General features: G+C 45.8%; 17 protein-coding genes. 14 read left to right on the top strand and 3 right to left on the bottom strand.

All coding sequences use genetic code 11. From position 1 onward, the window contains the following. Nucleotides 1-123 precede the first annotated feature (123 nt). Nucleotides 124-975 (top strand): PRD domain-containing protein, encoded by an 852-nt coding sequence (locus V6669_RS22500; protein WP_036668684.1) that lies wholly within the window; start codon nucleotides 124-126, stop codon nucleotides 973-975. A gap of 128 nt (nucleotides 976-1,103) precedes the next feature. Further along, nucleotides 1,104-3,014 (top strand): beta-glucoside-specific PTS transporter subunit IIABC, encoded by a 1,911-nt coding sequence (locus V6669_RS22495; protein ID WP_338588154.1) that lies wholly within the window; start codon nucleotides 1,104-1,106, stop codon nucleotides 3,012-3,014. Between the two features lie 70 nt (nucleotides 3,015-3,084). On the opposite strand, the gene V6669_RS22490 is transcribed toward V6669_RS22495, so the two are convergent. Further along, nucleotides 3,085-3,990, bottom strand: coding sequence for a LysR family transcriptional regulator (locus tag V6669_RS22490; RefSeq protein WP_338588153.1), 906 nt, complete (start codon nucleotides 3,988-3,990; stop codon nucleotides 3,085-3,087). A gap of 184 nt (nucleotides 3,991-4,174) precedes the next feature. Here V6669_RS22490 and V6669_RS22485 point away from each other — a divergent pair, with 184 nt between their 5' ends. Together V6669_RS22485 and V6669_RS22480 are read left to right on the top strand one after the other, a co-directional pair. After that, nucleotides 4,175-4,762 (top strand): ankyrin repeat domain-containing protein, encoded by a 588-nt coding sequence (locus V6669_RS22485; protein ID WP_338588152.1) that lies wholly within the window; start codon nucleotides 4,175-4,177, stop codon nucleotides 4,760-4,762. 50 nt (nucleotides 4,763-4,812) lie between these two features. Further along, on the top strand, nucleotides 4,813-6,156 hold the full coding sequence (locus V6669_RS22480; RefSeq protein WP_338588151.1) for a uracil/xanthine transporter: 1,344 nt from the start codon (nucleotides 4,813-4,815) through the stop codon (nucleotides 6,154-6,156). A gap of 69 nt (nucleotides 6,157-6,225) precedes the next feature. Here V6669_RS22480 and V6669_RS22475 read toward each other — a convergent pair whose 3' ends face one another. After that, nucleotides 6,226-6,603: a PilZ domain-containing protein gene (locus V6669_RS22475; protein ID WP_036617371.1), complete on the bottom strand. Its 378-nt coding sequence runs from the start codon at nucleotides 6,601-6,603 to the stop codon at nucleotides 6,226-6,228. A gap of 187 nt (nucleotides 6,604-6,790) precedes the next feature. Here V6669_RS22475 and V6669_RS22470 point away from each other — a divergent pair, with 187 nt between their 5' ends. From V6669_RS22470 to V6669_RS22440, 7 genes are all read left to right on the top strand, one after another. Further along, a complete protein-coding gene (locus V6669_RS22470; RefSeq protein ID WP_338588150.1) occupies nucleotides 6,791-7,252 on the top strand; it encodes a DUF6386 family protein in 462 nt (153 codons plus the stop codon). Nucleotides 7,253-7,280: 28 nt separating this feature from the next. Then, a complete protein-coding gene (locus V6669_RS22465) occupies nucleotides 7,281-7,961 on the top strand; it encodes a hypothetical protein (RefSeq protein WP_338588149.1) in 681 nt (226 codons plus the stop codon). Between the two features lie 29 nt (nucleotides 7,962-7,990). Continuing rightward, complete coding sequence (locus V6669_RS22460) at nucleotides 7,991-8,638, top strand: SMI1/KNR4 family protein (RefSeq protein WP_338588148.1); 648 nt, start codon at nucleotides 7,991-7,993, stop codon at nucleotides 8,636-8,638. 14 nt (nucleotides 8,639-8,652) lie between these two features. Continuing rightward, nucleotides 8,653-8,979 carry a hypothetical protein gene (locus tag V6669_RS22455; RefSeq protein ID WP_338588147.1) on the top strand — a complete coding sequence of 109 codons (327 nt, stop codon included), beginning with the start codon at nucleotides 8,653-8,655 and terminating at the stop codon, nucleotides 8,977-8,979. A gap of 36 nt (nucleotides 8,980-9,015) precedes the next feature. Then, nucleotides 9,016-9,417: a hypothetical protein gene (locus V6669_RS22450; RefSeq protein ID WP_338588146.1), complete on the top strand. Its 402-nt coding sequence runs from the start codon at nucleotides 9,016-9,018 to the stop codon at nucleotides 9,415-9,417. 180 nt (nucleotides 9,418-9,597) lie between these two features. Then, nucleotides 9,598-10,146 (top strand): sigma-70 family RNA polymerase sigma factor, encoded by a 549-nt coding sequence (locus V6669_RS22445; protein WP_338588145.1) that lies wholly within the window; start codon nucleotides 9,598-9,600, stop codon nucleotides 10,144-10,146. Then, complete coding sequence (locus V6669_RS22440) at nucleotides 10,136-11,275, top strand: DUF4179 domain-containing protein (RefSeq protein WP_338588143.1); 1,140 nt, start codon at nucleotides 10,136-10,138, stop codon at nucleotides 11,273-11,275. Before V6669_RS22445 ends, V6669_RS22440 begins: the two co-directional genes overlap by 11 nt. 123 nt (nucleotides 11,276-11,398) lie before the next feature. Here V6669_RS22440 and V6669_RS22435 read toward each other — a convergent pair whose 3' ends face one another. Beyond that, a complete protein-coding gene (locus V6669_RS22435) occupies nucleotides 11,399-13,384 on the bottom strand; it encodes a beta-galactosidase (RefSeq protein ID WP_338588142.1) in 1,986 nt (661 codons plus the stop codon). Between the two features lie 114 nt (nucleotides 13,385-13,498). On the opposite strand from V6669_RS22435, the gene V6669_RS22430 reads away from it, so the two are divergent. The 3 genes from V6669_RS22430 to V6669_RS22420 all read left to right on the top strand — a co-directional run bounded on the left by V6669_RS22430 (nucleotide 13,499) and on the right by V6669_RS22420 (nucleotide 17,458). After that, complete coding sequence (locus V6669_RS22430) at nucleotides 13,499-14,341, top strand: AraC family transcriptional regulator (RefSeq protein WP_338588140.1); 843 nt, start codon at nucleotides 13,499-13,501, stop codon at nucleotides 14,339-14,341. A 302-nt stretch (nucleotides 14,342-14,643) separates the two neighbouring features. Beyond that, nucleotides 14,644-15,672, top strand: a complete 1,029-nt coding sequence (locus V6669_RS22425) for a pectate lyase (protein WP_282322132.1) — start codon at nucleotides 14,644-14,646, stop codon at nucleotides 15,670-15,672. A gap of 307 nt (nucleotides 15,673-15,979) precedes the next feature. Beyond that, complete coding sequence (locus V6669_RS22420) at nucleotides 15,980-17,458, top strand: methyl-accepting chemotaxis protein (protein ID WP_338588139.1); 1,479 nt, start codon at nucleotides 15,980-15,982, stop codon at nucleotides 17,456-17,458. Nucleotides 17,459-17,484 lie beyond the last annotated feature (26 nt).

Here is a 17,484-nt window from a genome sequence, read left to right as displayed (position 1 = left end):
CCTAAGGCTAATGAATACTGGATTGTTACTGTTCAATCAGGCAAAACCAGAAGCGGGGCATATTTCGTGACCTGCTTTGGTTTTGCCTTTTACTACTTTGACGGTGCAAGGTGATGTGAAGAAATGAAAATTGAGAAGGTGCTGAACAACAACGTAGTTACCGTAATTGATCCGGGAGGAAACGAACTGGTCGTTATGGGACGTGGAATTGCCTTCAAAAAGCATACTGGTGAATCGATTGACGAGAGTCTCGTCGAAAAAATATTCTCGCTTGAAAGTAAGGAAGTATCACAGAAACTTAAAACACTTCTGTCTGATATCCCGGTTGAATATGTCGAGTGCTCGGATGAGATTATCCGTTATGCCGAGACGGTGTTAGGTGAGAAGCTGCATGAAAGCATCTACATTTCACTGACGGATCATATTCATTTTGCCATTGATCGACATCGTCAAGGATTGCAGATCCGTAACGCATTGTTCTGGGAGATCAAGCGCATGTACCGGAAGGAATATGCCATTGGACTCAAGGCGCTACAGATTATTGAGGAAACGTTAGGGGTCCTGCTACCCGAAGACGAATGCGCATTCATTGCAATGCATCTGGTTAATGCCCAGATGAACGGTGAGATGAGGGAAACGATCAGTATTACAAACATTGTTAAGGACATACTTAACATCGTAAGACGTAGCTTTGTGATTGAACTTGATGAAGATTCATTGAGTTATTATCGATTTTTAACTCATCTGAAGTTCTTTGCCCAACGTGTGTTGCAAGGAACGGCGATTGAAGATAAAGAAGAAGATAATCCGCTTCATGACTTGGTGAGCAAGCAGTATCCGGAAGCACATGCATGTGCAGTAAGGATCAGTGACTATACGCGTAAGATTTATAATCGGGTGTTGTCCAAGGAAGAAATACTGTATCTGACCATTCATATTGAACGAGTTGTCAGAAATGAACAAACAATTGAATAAAGTTGGGATTGTTACTGCTAAAAAGGCAAAACCTAAACGTTGAATAATGATAAGCTTTTCTGCTTTGTCATTATTCAGTGTTTAGGTTTTTTTTTAACCTTCATTACACATAAAAGGAGCAAAACACAATGGATAAACAACAATTGTCCAAGGATATTTTGAAGCTTGTTGGTGGCGAAGAGAATATCGATCAAGTCACACACTGTATGACAAGACTCAGATTTAACCTGAATGACAACCAAAAAGCGGACAAAGCGACGCTAAAAAATACACCAGGCGTCATGGGCGTGATGGAGAACGGTGGACAGTTCCAGGTTATCATTGGTAACGATGTGCCTATCGTGTATAACGCACTCGTTGGCAACATGTCCAAATCACCAACCGCAGATAATGCCTCATCCGGTGCTTCAACTGGAGAAAAGAAAAAGAGAAATCCAATAAGTGCGCTGTTCGACTTCATCTCAGGTATGTTTACACCAATTCTGCCTGCGATTACGGGTGCAGGTATGATCAAAGGGATCGTGGCCATCCTTGTCGCAGTTGGATGGTTGTCCGATACCAGTTCGACCTACATCATTTTGTCTGCAATCGGTGACGGTGCATTCTACTTCCTGCCAATCATTCTGGCGATTAGTGCTGCACGTAAGCTGGGTAGTAATATGTATATTGCTGCGGCGCTTGCTGCGGGTATTATGCACCCGACCATTACAGCATTGCTGGCCGATGGTCACAACTCATCCTTTATGGGGATTACAGTCATAGCGGCAACGTATTCTTCTACAGTTATTCCGATTGTTCTGGCAGTTTGGATTGCTTCATATGTAGAAAAAGCCGTTGATCGTGTAGTACATGCTTCACTTAAGTTACTCATTGTTCCAACAGTTACCCTGTTAATTATGGTTCCACTGACGTTGATGACTGTTGGACCACTGGGTACGGTTCTTGGTAATGGATTGTCTGGTGGTATTTCATGGTTGTTCGACAATATGTCCATCTTCGCAAGTATTCTGATTGGTGGTACGATGTCACTGCTGATCATTACAGGTATGCACTATGCGTTGCTGCCAATCGTTGTAGGTTCAATGACAACACTGGGTTACGACTTTATTATTCCACTGATGTTTGCAGCTAACTTGGCACAAGGTGGTGCAGCATTTGGTGTAGGTCTCAGATCGAGAAATAGCAAAACCAAATCCCTGGCCTATTCCACAGGTCTTACGGCTATTATGGGGATTACGGAACCAGCGATGTATGGTATCAACATGAAGTTCAAAAAACCATTTATTGCAGCACTTATCGGTGGAGCTATCGCAGGTGCATTTATGGGGATCTTCAATGTTAAATCGTATGTTATTACAGGACTTGCGGGTCTGCCGAGTATTGCGGCATTTGTCAGTCCAGCAATTAGCACATTGATTTATGCTTTGGTTGGTGGTTTGATTGCCATCGTAGCGGCAGCAATCATTACGTATATCTTGGGCTTCCAAGAAGAAAATGCATCGGAGCCAGTAGCTGCACCAGCAGCAGAGCCGGCAACACCAGCAGCAACAACTTCTGCTGCTGTAACTGAAGAAGCAAAAGCACAAGATGAGCAAGTATTCAGCCCGATCACAGGTGAAGTTAAACCGCTGAGCGAAGTGCCAGACCCTGCGTTCTCTGAAGAGATTATGGGTAAAGGATTCGCGATTCAACCTTCTGAAGGTCGCGTCGTATCTCCGATCAACGGAACCGTGTTCTCGTTATCGAAGAGTGGACATGCCATTGGTCTGGTAAGTGATACAGGCGCAGAGATGTTGATTCATATCGGGATTGATACCGTGAAACTGAAAGGTCAATTCTTCTCTCCTAAAGTTCAAGCAGGTGCGAAGGTTGCCGTAGGTGATGTACTGATGGAGTTTGACCGGGAACAGATCGAAAAAGCAGGTTATACAACGATTACACCAGTCATTATTACAAACATGCACCAGTATGAGTCTATTGAGTCTGCTGGTCGCACGACGATCAAAGAAAAAGACTTGTTGTTTACAGCTAAAGCTTAACCATAAAAATGAAACAGCAGCTTCACCGGAATGTAATCCGGTAAAGCTGCTGTTTTTTGCTTGTAGCCTTTTACACCACGGGAAGCATATTCTGTACCAATTGCACAAAGTGTTGTGCAGGCTTGGACAGATAGCGGTTCTGTAGCCAGACCAGTGCCGAGCCAACCGTGGAATGCTGATCCTGAATGCGGTATACGTGGAACGGGTGCTCTTGATATAGCTGTAGTACCGTGTGAGGCACGATGGAACTGGCGAAGCCGAGTCGGACCAGCTCCAGCAACATATTAATGTCTGAGCACTCACCCATGATAGAGGGGGTAACCTGATGCTCCCGGAATTTGTCCAGAATCAACTCGAACATACCAAGTCCTTCTGTACTTGGAAGCAGTAGAGGGATACCTGTAAGCTGCTTGAAATAGGTCCGCATCTCCGTTCCAGGGGTCATCTCCGTTGGGCTATCCAGCGGTGTTGAAGAAATGTAGAAGAGCGGCTCCTGTGGCAGGTGCAGCACTTCATAACGTTCGGTCTGGACAGGCATGCGTACACAAGCGAGCTCGATTTTTCCATCATCCAGAAGGCGGCATAATTGTGCGGACTCATTTTGCTGAATTTTATAAGTAACCTGTGGATGTGTGGTGCGGAACTGCTGAAGTGCTTGGGGGATCAGACGATCAGATATGGTATTAATACCAATGGAGAGTTTGCCCCGTATGCCGTGACGGAAACTTTGCATCTCCATTAGAGCTTCCTCCATATATTTGGTCAAGGTGACCGCATAATCATAGAAGCTGCGACCCGCCTGCGTTAGCTCCATCATGCGCCCTTTGCGTTCAAATAGAATCACACCAAGCTCTTCTTCCATTAACTTAAGCTGCTGGCTTAAGGGTGGCTGAGCCATGTGAAGTCTCCGGGCTGCTGCTGTAATCTGTTTCTCCTCAGCAATGGCAATGAAATAGCGACATTGTTTGATATCCAAGTGGTTGTTCTCCTTCGCCTGCGATGTATATGTAATTCGTATGGAAAGCCAACAAAACATGTATTTTTAATATACTACGATCTTATGTTACCATACATTAGATTTGCATACCTGACTAACGGGACTTGGTTTCCATATAAATATTGCTGCACGAGAAAGACCTTGAATTGGAGGATGAAACAACGTGGTTAGAACAATACATGATGCCGCTCTAGCGGGCCATACTGATGAGGTCATTCGATTTATCACACAACAGGGCAGCCGGTTGAATGAACGGGATGCATCGGGGCGAACACCTCTGATGGCAGCGGTGCACGGTAACAAGATAGACACGGCAAGGATGCTAGTGGACGCCGGAGCCGACATTAATCTTCGGGATGCACGATTGGACAACCTGCTGTTATACGCGAGTGCTGAGGGTATGTATGACATGGTCGAACTGGCCGTTGAAGCAGGTGCAGATACAAGGTTAACGAATCGTTTTGGCGGTACAGCCCTTATTCCAGCAGCGGATCGGGGCCATGTGGACATTGTGGAGCTTCTGCTGACACGCAGCGATGTGGATGTGAATCATATCAACAACCTGGGTTGGACAGCCTTGCTGGAAGCGGTCATTTTGGGAGATGGTGGGCCGCGTCATCAGCAGATTGTTGCCTTGCTTTTGCAATATGGTGCAGATCCAAAGATCGCGGATCGGGACGGGATTACACCACTTGCACATGCGAGCCGGCATCGGTATGCCGAGATGGAACGACTATTAACCCAAGTCTGAAGAGAGTTACACATTTATGATATAGAACAGTGAAAGGATATTCCGAACGAATGAACAGACATCAAGAGCATTTTACACAAAAGAATATGAAGGACGTATCTTCACTGATTTTGGCAGGTATACAGTGGTTTTTCTTCCTGTTTACCAATACTGTTGTTGTGCCGCTATCCATTGGACATAACTTTCATCTGTCCCCGGATGCGATAGCTGCCTCGATGCAGCACGCATTCATACTTACCGGAGCAGTATGTATTCTTCAAGCTGTATTCGGTCATCGATATGCGATTATGGATGGTCCGTCAGGATTATGGTGGGGATTGACGCTAAGTTTGACGGTATCTGCTTCATCGGCCGGTATGAGTCTGGAGCGTATTGGCGGTGGGCTGGCTGCAGGTTTTCTGTTAGCGGGACTAACGATGGTGATTCTGGGTTGGCTGGGAGCAGCGCAAGTGCTGCAAAAGCTGTTCACACCTATGGTGAAGAGTGCCATGTTGTTTCTAATGACGATTCAATTAACCATGAATTTTTTCAAAGGTATGATAGGATATACGGAGTTTGGCCGCTTCAATCTGCCTGTTGCCGCATTGTCCGTTGTCATTGCATTTTTGGTGGCATGGATTCAATTAAAGGGTAGGGGGAAACTGGGGAACTACGCGATCCTGATTGGGATTGTGGCAGGCTGGATCGCTTATAGTCTATTGTTTCCTGGACAACATGGAGGACAGCCTAATCAGGCCCCGGCTGGTCTCGAACTGTTTCCGTGGGGAGCACCCAGATGGGAACCCGGTATTGTCATTACTGCATTTTTCGTGGGACTAGTAAATATGACGAATTCGATCACCACATTAAGTACAGTTGAGAAACTATATCGGACAGAAACAACAAGCCGTCAGTATAGGCATTCCTATGCGCTAACGGGTCTGTTCACGATGTTGTCAGCCTGTGTAGGTGTGCTGCCCTTTGGTTTATTTGCATCATCGATCGGGTTCCTGGAGAGTACTCGTATTCTGCGTCGTGCTGCCTTTATTATTGGAGCGGGGTTGTTATGTATGATGGGTCTTACACCTTCTGTGACAGCATTCTTTGCACAAATACCACCAAGCGTTGGCAGTGCTGTTTTGTTTGTGGCTTACCTTCAGATGTTCGGCACGGCACTAAGAACGCTTGAAGGTACGACGTTTAATTCTAAAACGATCTATCGTGTAGCGTTGCCGGTCCTCACGGGAGTTGCTGTAATGAATATTCCTGCTGAAGCCTTTCAAACCTTGCCCATGTATCTTATTCCGATCATAAGCAATGGTCTCGTCATTGGGGTATTGGTCTCACTCGTTCTTGAAAAAACCGTGAACTGGTCCAAATTGGAACCACCAGCGACAGTTAGTAAAGCAGCTTAAAGAGTTTCATCTTGCGACAGTCCAATTTGATTGGGCTGTTTTTTTGTTCTTTGTTATCAGGCTATATGGCTATTTCACGATAATTTTGCCTTGGCCTGCAAGCATACGCATCTCTCGGGAGAGACGGTCCTGGTTCCCATCCTGCATTTCGAGTTGAACACCATAGTGCCATGAGGTATTTTTTTCTTGACCCCAACGGAGAGTGCCTTCCATATATAGAGGGTCTTCAAAGAGCAGCATATTCATTCCAATCCGAATATCGTTATTCTCTACAGGAAGGGATAGCGGAAATGACAGCTGACAGCCGGATCGACTGATATCGCAGAGTTCGGCCTGAATGGGTTTGGCTGGTGCGTTAACACCGTTGATGCTGAGAATATAGATCTCAAAGTGAATCGGTTCCTTCAATGTGTAGCGGAAGGGTTCTTTTCTATTGTTAATTGACATGGCTTGGCTTCCTCCATCAGGTTCAAAAAAAGTCAGTTATGCTTATATCGACCATTTGGAGCGAGAAATGAAGAGTTGCGAAAGCAGAGATGGTCCATGGGTTCCTTTTACACGTGTATCAGGCTTGATATAATGATGGAATATATTTCTGAGGTCAGACCTGGATCAGACAGAAGGGACGGTGAATATGAGAGGAACATTTCAAATGGTTACAGATACGGCAACATTGTGCCTGTATGATCTGGCAGCGTTAAAACATCGTGCCGAGGATACTTCGGACTGGTGGTCCATTCCAGTGGATGAGCTGGCTGAGGTGAATGCAGGTCATTGTCTGTTCCTGAATCTGGGTGCGGATGGAGTGTATGATGTGGAATGGAGCCTGGAGGATGTAGATGTAGATCCAGACCGTGTAGCAGAACGGGAAAAGGTGTATCATCTGCAAGTTCCGTCTGGGCACGTCTATCTGGGAGCGGCGGATGATGTCACTGGCGGTGAATTGGAGCCGGATGAGACGTGTGAAGGGGTTCTGTTTAAGTTAAAGCCGGGAAATTATGCGTGTATCGTCTCCAGAGAAGCCAGTCGGATCACCATTGTCATGACACCAAGTATTCAGGGAAATAACACGCTGGATGAATTGATCCGGATATAGTGTACAGATACAAACAGGAGGGATTCATATGCAGGATTGGAACGAGATAGCGATGATGAATGCAGATGCCCTGCGTAAACGGATGAGAATACTCGCTGCTTTGGATATCATCTTTTCGGAGGAAGAATGGCTACGCGTTCATCATTATGAAGATAAACTTCAGCCAGGTCTGGCATGGGGAAACATCAATAACGGCGCAGGGGATCATCTGCATGTCTTGTTTACGAATTCAGGCACGTTGATCAAAGGATTTGATCATGAGTCACCTTTAAGTCCGCATGCTCGTGAGGATGGTGAGATCTACCCGGGCATGTACGATGAAGTACCAGAGGCCTTGATGACTGTTCTGCGAGATCATGAGGAAACATTGGATATGGAGGATGTGACCTTTTGCCTATGGCAGGAAGGGAACGACTTGTCATGGAAGGTTGGTAACTGGATTCAGCTGGCGATGATCGAGGAAGACGAAGCGGACGCCAGAGGTGGTGCGGAATTTTTACTTGGATATATAGAGAAGAACTCGGAAGATTACGTTGATTGGGCCAAAGGGTACTATGATTTGCCGGATCTGCCATTGGAAGCTGTAGTTGAAGTATATGCAGAAAAACCGGTTACTGCCAGCCTGATTAAGCAGTTGTGTTCTGAGCGAGATGTGGCAGCAGCACTGGATGAGTTACAGCAACGCGGGTATGCCGTGGAACAAACGTAATAGAGTAGCGAAGGGAGGAAAGGTAGATTATGTACACTGTACAACTGGAGCGGATGCGTGAAAAGTTGATCACTCTTCGAAGCCTGGACCCGGATTTGGACCTGTTTGGCGCAGAAAACCATGAATATGAAATGGAGCCTGTGTGGACGCAGGAGGATATCACGCAATTTGAACAGAAATGGCGAATTGAGTTGCCGGAGGAGTATAAGGCATGGCTTCTTCATATGGGAACGGGTGGTGCAGGACCTTATTATGGTCTGGAAAACCCGGATGACGGCGTATACGCTGTACTTGGTTATGATGATGAGCTGAATGCAATCTCGGACCCTTTTCAATTCACGGAAGCATGGAACTGGAACTATGACTGGTTCGAAGACAGCAAGGAAGAAGAGGAATGGGAAGCGTTGGAACATGAATATCTTGATCCAAAGTGGTCGGCAGGCATGCTGCGCATCAGTGATTTTGGTTGTGGCATCTCCATGAATCTGATTGTTAAGGGAGCCTCCTACGGAGAGATCTGGGTTGATGACCGGGCTAACCGCAATGGAATTTATCCTGATCAGTATTGGGGCAATACGAATCGACTGCATTTTCTGGACTGGTATGAGTTGTGGTTGGATCGTTCGATTCATCAAATGCACGAACAAAAGCAAAATTCTGAAGCGAACGAAGTCTGAAGGAGGTTGTACATATGGGCTGGGAATATGGAATCAGAGCAACAGAGCCTGTGATTTTACCTGAAGTTGTGAAGCGTCTGGCAGATGCATTAACGTTTACCGAAGTGTATAGTCTGGAACACCAAGCCAACGGCTTTGTATTGGAACGTGAAGATCCTTCCTGGCCTATAGCTCTTGAAGTGTGCATAGAAGAGGCCTCTGGGTTAGAAGAAATTGTGGATGGGGAATCGTATATCTACTGTTTGTTCCATATCTGGGGTGAAGAAGGTCGGAGTTGGATGCATCAGATGGAGCGAGAAACTAGGCAGGTTGATGGTGGTTTAATCTGGTTTGAACTCTGATCGGTAAGAGATTTGCCTGAAACAGGAGGAGCATATATGGCTAAAAAATCAAAGAGAACAATTCCTGCGCTCATGTATCAGTATCAAGGTCCACAGCGGAATGTGGGTTTTGTTTTATCCCCTTTATACATAGAAGAATCGGTTGAAGTAGAGATGGAAGACATGCTATTCATATATAATGAAGACTTTGACTATATTCGTCCTGCATTGGATCGCGCATTTCCATTAACTGACCCGCGAACTGGAGAAGAGATGAAGGCACTTGATCCCTGCTGGGACAATCCCATTACGAAGGATGGATGGGTAGAGATTTTATCAGAGTTGGATCAACAGGTGGTTGCAGAGCCTGAATTACGGAATTTTTTGAATCAGTTCACAGCTTGGGTGAGAAACCATCTGCAATTGGCCGACGGAATCGAAGTCACCGGCAACCTGTAAGTCAGTTGATCTTGGAGTGTTCATGCGTGTGCGTAATTCTGTATACCGACGGCCGAAGTGCTATGTAATCAAGCTCCCTCATGATGATGGCGGAGCTTTTTTTGATGAACAAATATTAAAAACCGTTTGCTTCACTCACCCGTCTTATACTACAGAAAGAGAGAGAAGGAGGGATGAGGGGTGGAAACAAAAGCAGAGATGAACCAGAGGATATATGTACAGACCGAAGATGAGACGGAATTTGTGCAATCCATTATGGAACATCAAGATACGCTCATGTCCATTGCCTATAGCTACCTGCGTAACCGGCAAGATGCGCTGGAAGCTGTGCAGGAGATGACATGCCGAGCTTGGATCAAACGTCGTACGCTGAATAATGAGAAGGCGTTCAAGTCTTGGATCATTCGGATTCTGATCTATATCTGCATCGATGAACAGAGGCGCCGCAAGCGGGCGACACCTCTGGCGAAGGAGGATATAGAGGACAGCATTCCGGCGTCTTGGATGATTAGCGTTGATGATAATCGAATAGCTATGGAATCTCTTTTGCAAAAGGTGAAACCAAAATATCGCCATGTAATAGTGCTGAAATATTATAACGACATGACACTGACGGATATTGCCTCGATCCTCGGCAAACCGGAAGGGACGATCAAGACCTGGCAGCACAAGGGGCTCCAGCAGTTGCGCAAGTTGATGAAGAACAGGAGGGATTGGCATGACCACTAGCCCGGAAGAGAAAGCACTTCTTGCAGACGCATATCAGGTGAAAAGAGAGAACCAGCAAAGGAATCCGGCGGACACGACTGCGGCAATTCAACGTGGTCTTGCGATGGCTAGAACAAGACAATCAGGCAGAACCGTTCGTATCAAATGGATCACAGCAGTGCTGGTTACGGTCTTGGCTGCAGGTTGGTTTCTTATAGGCCCGCTTGGAAACTATGGGCAACAAACGGCAACATATACTGAGCCTGTAATCCATTGGGGAGTACTTGAGCCCTTCCGTGACATATCAACCGATATGGAGAAGGTTACGATTACATCAGCCCTTAATAATGGTTATGTGCAACTTATAGACCAGACGGTTACATCGGGGATATATCAGTTTACCGTGAACGCGGTTATGGCGGATGAGAACAGGATAACGGTATTGTATACCGCCAGAACGGATGCTTCGCAAGAGATTTATTCGAATGTTGATATGAAGATGACAGACGCTTCGACAGGGTACTTGCTTGACAATGGCAGCGCAGGAGTTATGCATTTTTCGAAGGATAAGCATACCGTATATGGCCGGAATACAATTGAGCGAAGTCGAAATAAACCCCTGCCTGAGCAAGTAAATATTCAGTTCCAGCTTTCTTCCGTTGTTCCAGATGTGGTGGAAAATTCAGAAAATGGGGAAAAGGAACGGAAATATCAATTTTCCAAAAAAATGAATCTTTCTTTTGCGCTGGATCCCAAATTTTCTATCCCCAAAACGGAAATCATCAACGTTAATCGTACTTTTACCGTTGGGGGTCATGAAGTTATGTTATCAGAAGTGGAATTATCACCGCTTGTGACCCGAGTTAGGTTTGTTTATGAGCCGGAGCAAGAGATCGATTACAAAACGAAGTTGTCAATCACTGATGTAGTTCAGCCTATTGAGATTATCACTGCTACTAAAGGCGGGAAGCAGACCAAGCTACCCATGGTAAGCGGGGGCGCAACAGGAGACGGAATGATGTATTCTTTCAGCAGCAATCTGCTGGACAATCCGGAGTCAATGATATTAATACTTCGTGGCAAACCAGATAAGGTCTACGATGATTTACAAGAAGCCAAGAAGGATGAACTGAAAATCAAAATCAAATAAGACAAACTAACTGGAAAAACTCTTATTCAGATTTGTGGACGTTAGTGAAATAAGAGAAGGGATGTCCCTCAAGGTCGTAAGCCTTGAGAGACATCCCTTCTTAAATACGAAAAGCTGCTGATCTTATACAGTTATAATATCTACTCCCAGAGCTGGAAGAGTCAACTTCTGATCCAATCTCTCGTTAGTCAACAAGCTGCGATAAGGAACGTCCAGCGTAATCTCTGTTTGCTCATTCGTCAAATTGATCAGGAAGAGGAACTTTTGCTCCCCCTTCGTTCGAATCGACAGCTCGACACCTTCCGGCAACTGGATTTTGGGCGCCAATTCCTTTTCCTTCAATATGTCTTCAAACAGCTGATAGAAATACGATGGCTCCGGCCAAGTGCCGACATAATACACTTCACCTTCACCAAACTTATTGACAGTAACCGCCGGTACACCCTCATAAAAGTCGTTGTCATACCAGGCGATCGGCTCTGCCCCTCGCAGTTCCAGTAGATCACACCATTGCTTCGCAGCGAATGTCTTGCCCTCCGCGTTCCGTATCCGATGCTCACTGTTGCCGATGGCATCATATTCACTTACGACAACACCCGCCGCTTCGGCCAGTAGCCCCGGCAGAGGCAGCATCTCACATACATTCCTCATGTTCTTCACACCAGTCCGATTGGTGAGGACAACCGTCCCTCCTTTAGCTGCGAATCGCTCCAGCCGCTGTGCTACTTCTTCACTTAACAGGAAGAGAGAAGGGACAATGACCAGCTTGTACCCGTCAAGTTCCTCGGTCCAGTTGATAACGTCTGTACCGACGCCCATTTTCAGAAATGCATTATGCATAGAGGACAGGTTGTCTATATAGTGCATTCCCCCTTCCGCCTGCGGCTGAAGGGAAAGCGCTGTGTGCTGATCATGCGAATGCAGAATGGCAACCTGGGTAACAATGGTCGAGTCGGCCAGCAGTTCCCCTAACTGGTTCACCTCGCGAGTAAGCTCGGCAAACTCCCTGAACCTGCGTCCAGGAACATTGCTGTGGTCGATCAGTCCATGCCAAAACTGCTCTGCTCCCACGGTAGCACTCCGCCAGCGGAAATGGACGACCATATCCGCACCGCGGGCGATTGTCTGCCAGGAGCGAGCTCGGATCAGTCCAGGATACGGGGTGCGCTGAATCGGCATCCAGGCACCCTGTGCTCCGCTGAGCTGTTCCATTACCCAGAAATTACGGCGTTTGATGCCGCGAACCAAGTCCAGCGTAAGCGCTCCGTTCCTCGGAAACCGATCGCCATAATCGCGATACAGCTCATTCGGATAATAATCAACAGAGACGAAGTCCAATTCGTTGTGCATATCATAATAGTCCAGACTATTCGGATACTGCCACATGTTATGCGTCACAAATTGGCCTGGACAGTTACGGCGTAAAATCTCAAGCTGCCATCCCAGCAGATAGCCTACGCTGTCAGAACAAAATCGCTTGTACTCCAGAAGATAGGAAGGATTCATCGGTTTGCTGGGTCCGAGTGGTGTTGTTACCTCAGCCCAGCTGCTGTACTCCCCACTCCAGACGACCGTACCCCACTCCCGGTTCAACTCCTCCAGATTGGAATAACGCTTTTGCAGCCAAGCGACAAATGCACGATTACATGTATCACAATGGCATTCTTGGTAGTGCATCTCGTTATCGATTTGCCAGCCTATGACGGCGGGATGCTTACCATAGCGCTGTGATATCGCTTCCACAAATTTGGAGCCCAGCATTCTCAAGGAAGGGCTGTTGTTGCAACGATGTCCACGCACACCTGGCCGAATGATGTGGCGTTGTTCATCCATGGGCAGCACATCTGGATAACGGGTTGTCATCCAGTTTGGCGGGGTATTGGTTGGGGTGCATAACACAATTTCCATGCCGCGCGAAGCGAATACTTCTATAGCCGCATCCAGCCATTCAAACTGATAATTACCCTCGGTCGGTTCCATTCGGCTCCAGGCGAACTCCGCCATTCGCACAACAGCAACCCCCGTCTGTTGCATAAGTATGGCATCTTTCTCCCATAACTCCGGGGTCCATTGCTCTGGATAATAATCAATTCCGATCTTAATTGTCATCCTGTGATCTCCTTTATTTATCAATATATTGCGATTATATGTTATATTAATTCGAGTGAATATCTTAAATAATTAATATGATATAACAATATTAAGATCAGGAGAGTTAGTCTTATGCCGCATCCCAATCGTAATTTTCCGGTATTATCTGCCCGAGACAAGCTGCTCCCTTTTTATTTGCTTGGCATTGGCCTGCATCATGAACAGGAGCATATCCGCCGGGACCAAGGCATTCAGGATTATCAGTGGATACAATGTCGCAGCGGTGTGGGCAAGCTCAAGCTAAGTGAAACGGAACATATCGTCAAGCCAGGTATGGGCATGCTGTTGTTCCCTGGACAGAAGCATGAATACTATGCGCTATCCGACAGTTGGGAAGTCGACTGGATCATTTTCGATGGCAACGGGTCAGCAAACTTGTTTGAAACCGTTGGCATTGTCGACACATGCGTATACACGCTTGCACAGCCTGAATACCTTCTATCCCGGATGCGGGAGTTGCTGCAAGCTGCCTTAACACCACAAGAGCAGACATTAAGCAATTACGCCTGCTCCGCCATTCTCTATACCTTATTGACAGAGATTATTCAACGCGTATCTGTGCAGGGCAGCGATACCGTCGGGCAGCAGTATGAGCGATTAAAGCCGGTTCTGGACTATATTGAACAGCATTATGCTGAAGAGATTACTTTGCCAACGTTGGCTGGATTGATCTGTGTCACACCAGAATATTTCTGTCATTTGTTCAAGAAGACGACAGGTATTCGTCCCATCAGCTATGTTAATCAGGTAAGGGTCAACAAGAGCAAGGAACTGCTGCTCGACAATGTGCAGCGCGGGATGGAGGATATTGCTCGTCAAGTCGGCTTCGAATCGACCAGCTACTACGGATCCATCTTCAAGAAGCTGGAACGACTTACACCCGGTGCCTTCCGCCGCAGCTATCAGAAGTCGTAACATATTATTATCCGCAAGCACTGGTTTTCGTTAGAGGTTTTAAGAACTGATCCGAGGGCAGATCAGTTCCAAGTTGGATCACATAGTACTCCTTAATAGAGACGCTAATTAGCGTCTCTATTTTGTGTGAACGAATGGCTGGGTTTACGTTTTTTCACTGTATCTGATCTGCTGTTGCGAAAAAGATAATATTGTTGTCTTTTTGCAATTATTGTATTGTCACAACCAAAGTTACACGATATAATCGAGTTGTATTTGAGGATAATTTTATAAAGGATGGTGAAATTTTGAAGAAATTTTCGATGCTTTTACTCGCTGTAACTCTATTGTTGTTAACTGTCTCGACAGCCCCGTCTACATATGGTGCGGCTAGTTATCCGAACACAGGTACGAATGGGTTGACTGGTTTTGCAGGCAGTGCCAAGAATGAAAGTGGTGTATCCAAGGCAGCCACGACAGGTGGCAAGAACGGTCAGGTAGTTTACGTTAGTAATCTCAATGACCTGAGAACACATATGGCGGGCTCTACAGCCAAAATTGTCGTCGTTGAACAGAATATTTCTTCCTCCACGCTGCAAAAGGTTGAATTCGGAGCGAACAAGACACTTGTAGGTTCCTTTGGCAAACATACATTAACGAATATTCATTTCAGATCCACAAGCAGTTCAAGCAATGTGATTTTTCAGAATCTGACTTTTGAACACGCTTCCAATATTAATGCCAATGATGATATCCAGATGTATATCACTTCAGGCTCCAATTACTGGATTGATCATGTGACGTTTGCTGGTCACAGCTACAGCTCTGGCGGTAGTGATCTGGACAAACTTCTGTATATTGGTGATCGCGCCGACTATATTACGATTAGCAATTCCAAATTTGCGAACCATAAGTATGGCGTCATCCTCGGTCATCCGAATGATGGTAACAGCAGTTACAATGGAGTGCCTCATGTGACGATGTCCAATAATTACTTCGAAAATTTATATGTACGTGGTCCTGGACTTTTAAGATATGGTTACTTCCATCTCAAAAACAACTATGCAAACAACTTTAACCAGGCCATCACAATTGGTGAAAAAGCACGGATTTATTCCGAAAACAACTATTTCGGTGCTGGCGCTGAAAAGGGTGGCATCCTGGATGACAAAGGAAAAGGTGAGTTCACGGATAGCGGCAGTACACCAGCGCTTAATAGTCCGACTTCTCCTAAAACGAACTGGAGACCAAGCTCCAATTATAGTTATCAGGTAGAGAGTGCCAGCTACGCGCGTGAGTTCGTCACCAAGTATGCAGGTTCCTCCAATACGACACTTGTATTCGGAAAATAAGACCTTGTATTCATGTTTATTAGCGTAACCAAGAAGCCTTTCTTGTACGTAACAGCGTATAAGAGGGGCTTTTTATGTTTTTTTGATATGGGAACACATTAATTGAAAAGTTATTATTTAAATTTATATCCGGAATACCGATATACATAATGTAGCGCTGCTTTCATGTTTGTGAAGTAACATTGTACTATGGCGGTGGCCTGAGCGTTGCGTTGAAATATGCACGGTAGAAAACCATAAAAAGGCCGGTGTGAGTGCGAGTATGCCCTACAATCGTAAGTTATTTTATCTAAAGGACGGGGTATGCATGAATCGTATTGACGAAATTATATGGAAGCGGAACAAGATCATCAGCATCATTATATGGTTTGTATTAATTGTAGGATTTTCTGTGGCTTTAGTTCAGCCTAAGTTATTTATTTCCAATGGTGTTGTGGTCTTGTATGGAATCTGGCTCGCTTATGCAAACGCCAAAAAGAAGCACATCCATCTAATTCCTTGGGTGAACACCGTGCTGATCTCGTTGTGTGGGGTATTCGCCGGATGGGGAAGTGTTGAACCGCTGCTGGCCATTCTCATCGCTTCGATCCTGCTTATTTATCCAAATAAAAAATTATTTATCATCGGATTTTCGGTTATGCTTGCGAACAACATTCTTCAACTTGTGATTATTCCTACAACGACTCAGGATCAGTTTGTGACTAATGCAATCAATGTAGGAATGTTCGCCGTTACGGGCGGAATCTTGTTCATGGTGTCCTATCTGAACCAAAAGCTCTTTCATGAAAGTGAAAAAAGATGGAGCGAGGTCGAAGCGTCGCGGACCCGCGTGGAAACGATGCTGGAACGGGTCAAGGAGTCTGTTGGCGGACTATCTCGTTATACGGATCAATTGAAGCAAAAGGTGGATTCAACAGGTTCCATTACCCATGAAGTGACCCTGGGATTCAGTGAAGTTGCCAAAGGCGTGGAGTTCCAGGCAACCAGTGTCGCCGACATTTCGGAATCCTTAGCTGTATCGGATCAGCATATTAAGGACGTTGCGTTGTATTCCCAACAGATGAAAGAGTTGTCTGCAAGTATGGCAACGAGCACGCAAACAGGAAGCGAACATATGGACCAACTGAATATTCAGATGCAAGATCTATATGAAACGATCAATACAACTGCAAATGATATGCGAAAGTTCAATGAGGAAAGTGAATCCATGACGCTTATGCTGAACAGCATAGCGGATATTGCAACTCAGACCAACCTGCTCGCGCTTAATGCAGCCATTGAAGCGGCTCGTGCAGGCGAGCATGGACGCGGGTTTGCCGTTGTATCAGAGGAAGTACGCAAGCTGGCCGAGAGCTCAGGTAAGTCTGCGAATGATATTTCAACCATTCTGTCTCGATTAAAAGGACAAACGCAGGCACTGACAGATCGATTCGAACGTATTCGTCTATCGTTACAGCACGGAAGAGACAGTGTGCAAACGGCAGATGAAGTGTTCCGTACGATCAACAGCAACTCTCAGCATGTGTTGAATCAAGCGACAGATATTGAGATTAGTTCGGCTACAATGAAGGAATCTTCCACCAGAGTAGTGAATGAGGTTTCCGAGATTTCAAGTGTAACGGAGCAATCCAGTGCAGCGACAGAAGAGATTCTGGCGAGCATGGAAGAACAACGCAACCTGACACAGAAGATGGTGGAGAGTTTTGGAGAACTGGAGCAACTGATTGTGAACCTGAATGAGTTAGTCTCGGATCATCAGGCTTCTTCCGTTGAGAATAAACTTTAATATTAATTGTTGAGGGCCTGTCGGTG

The organism is Paenibacillus sp. Y5S-9 (assembly GCF_036894235.1).
Taxonomy (GTDB): domain Bacteria; phylum Bacillota; class Bacilli; order Paenibacillales; family Paenibacillaceae; genus Paenibacillus.
This window is presented reverse-complemented; position numbering and strand designations above follow the sequence as displayed.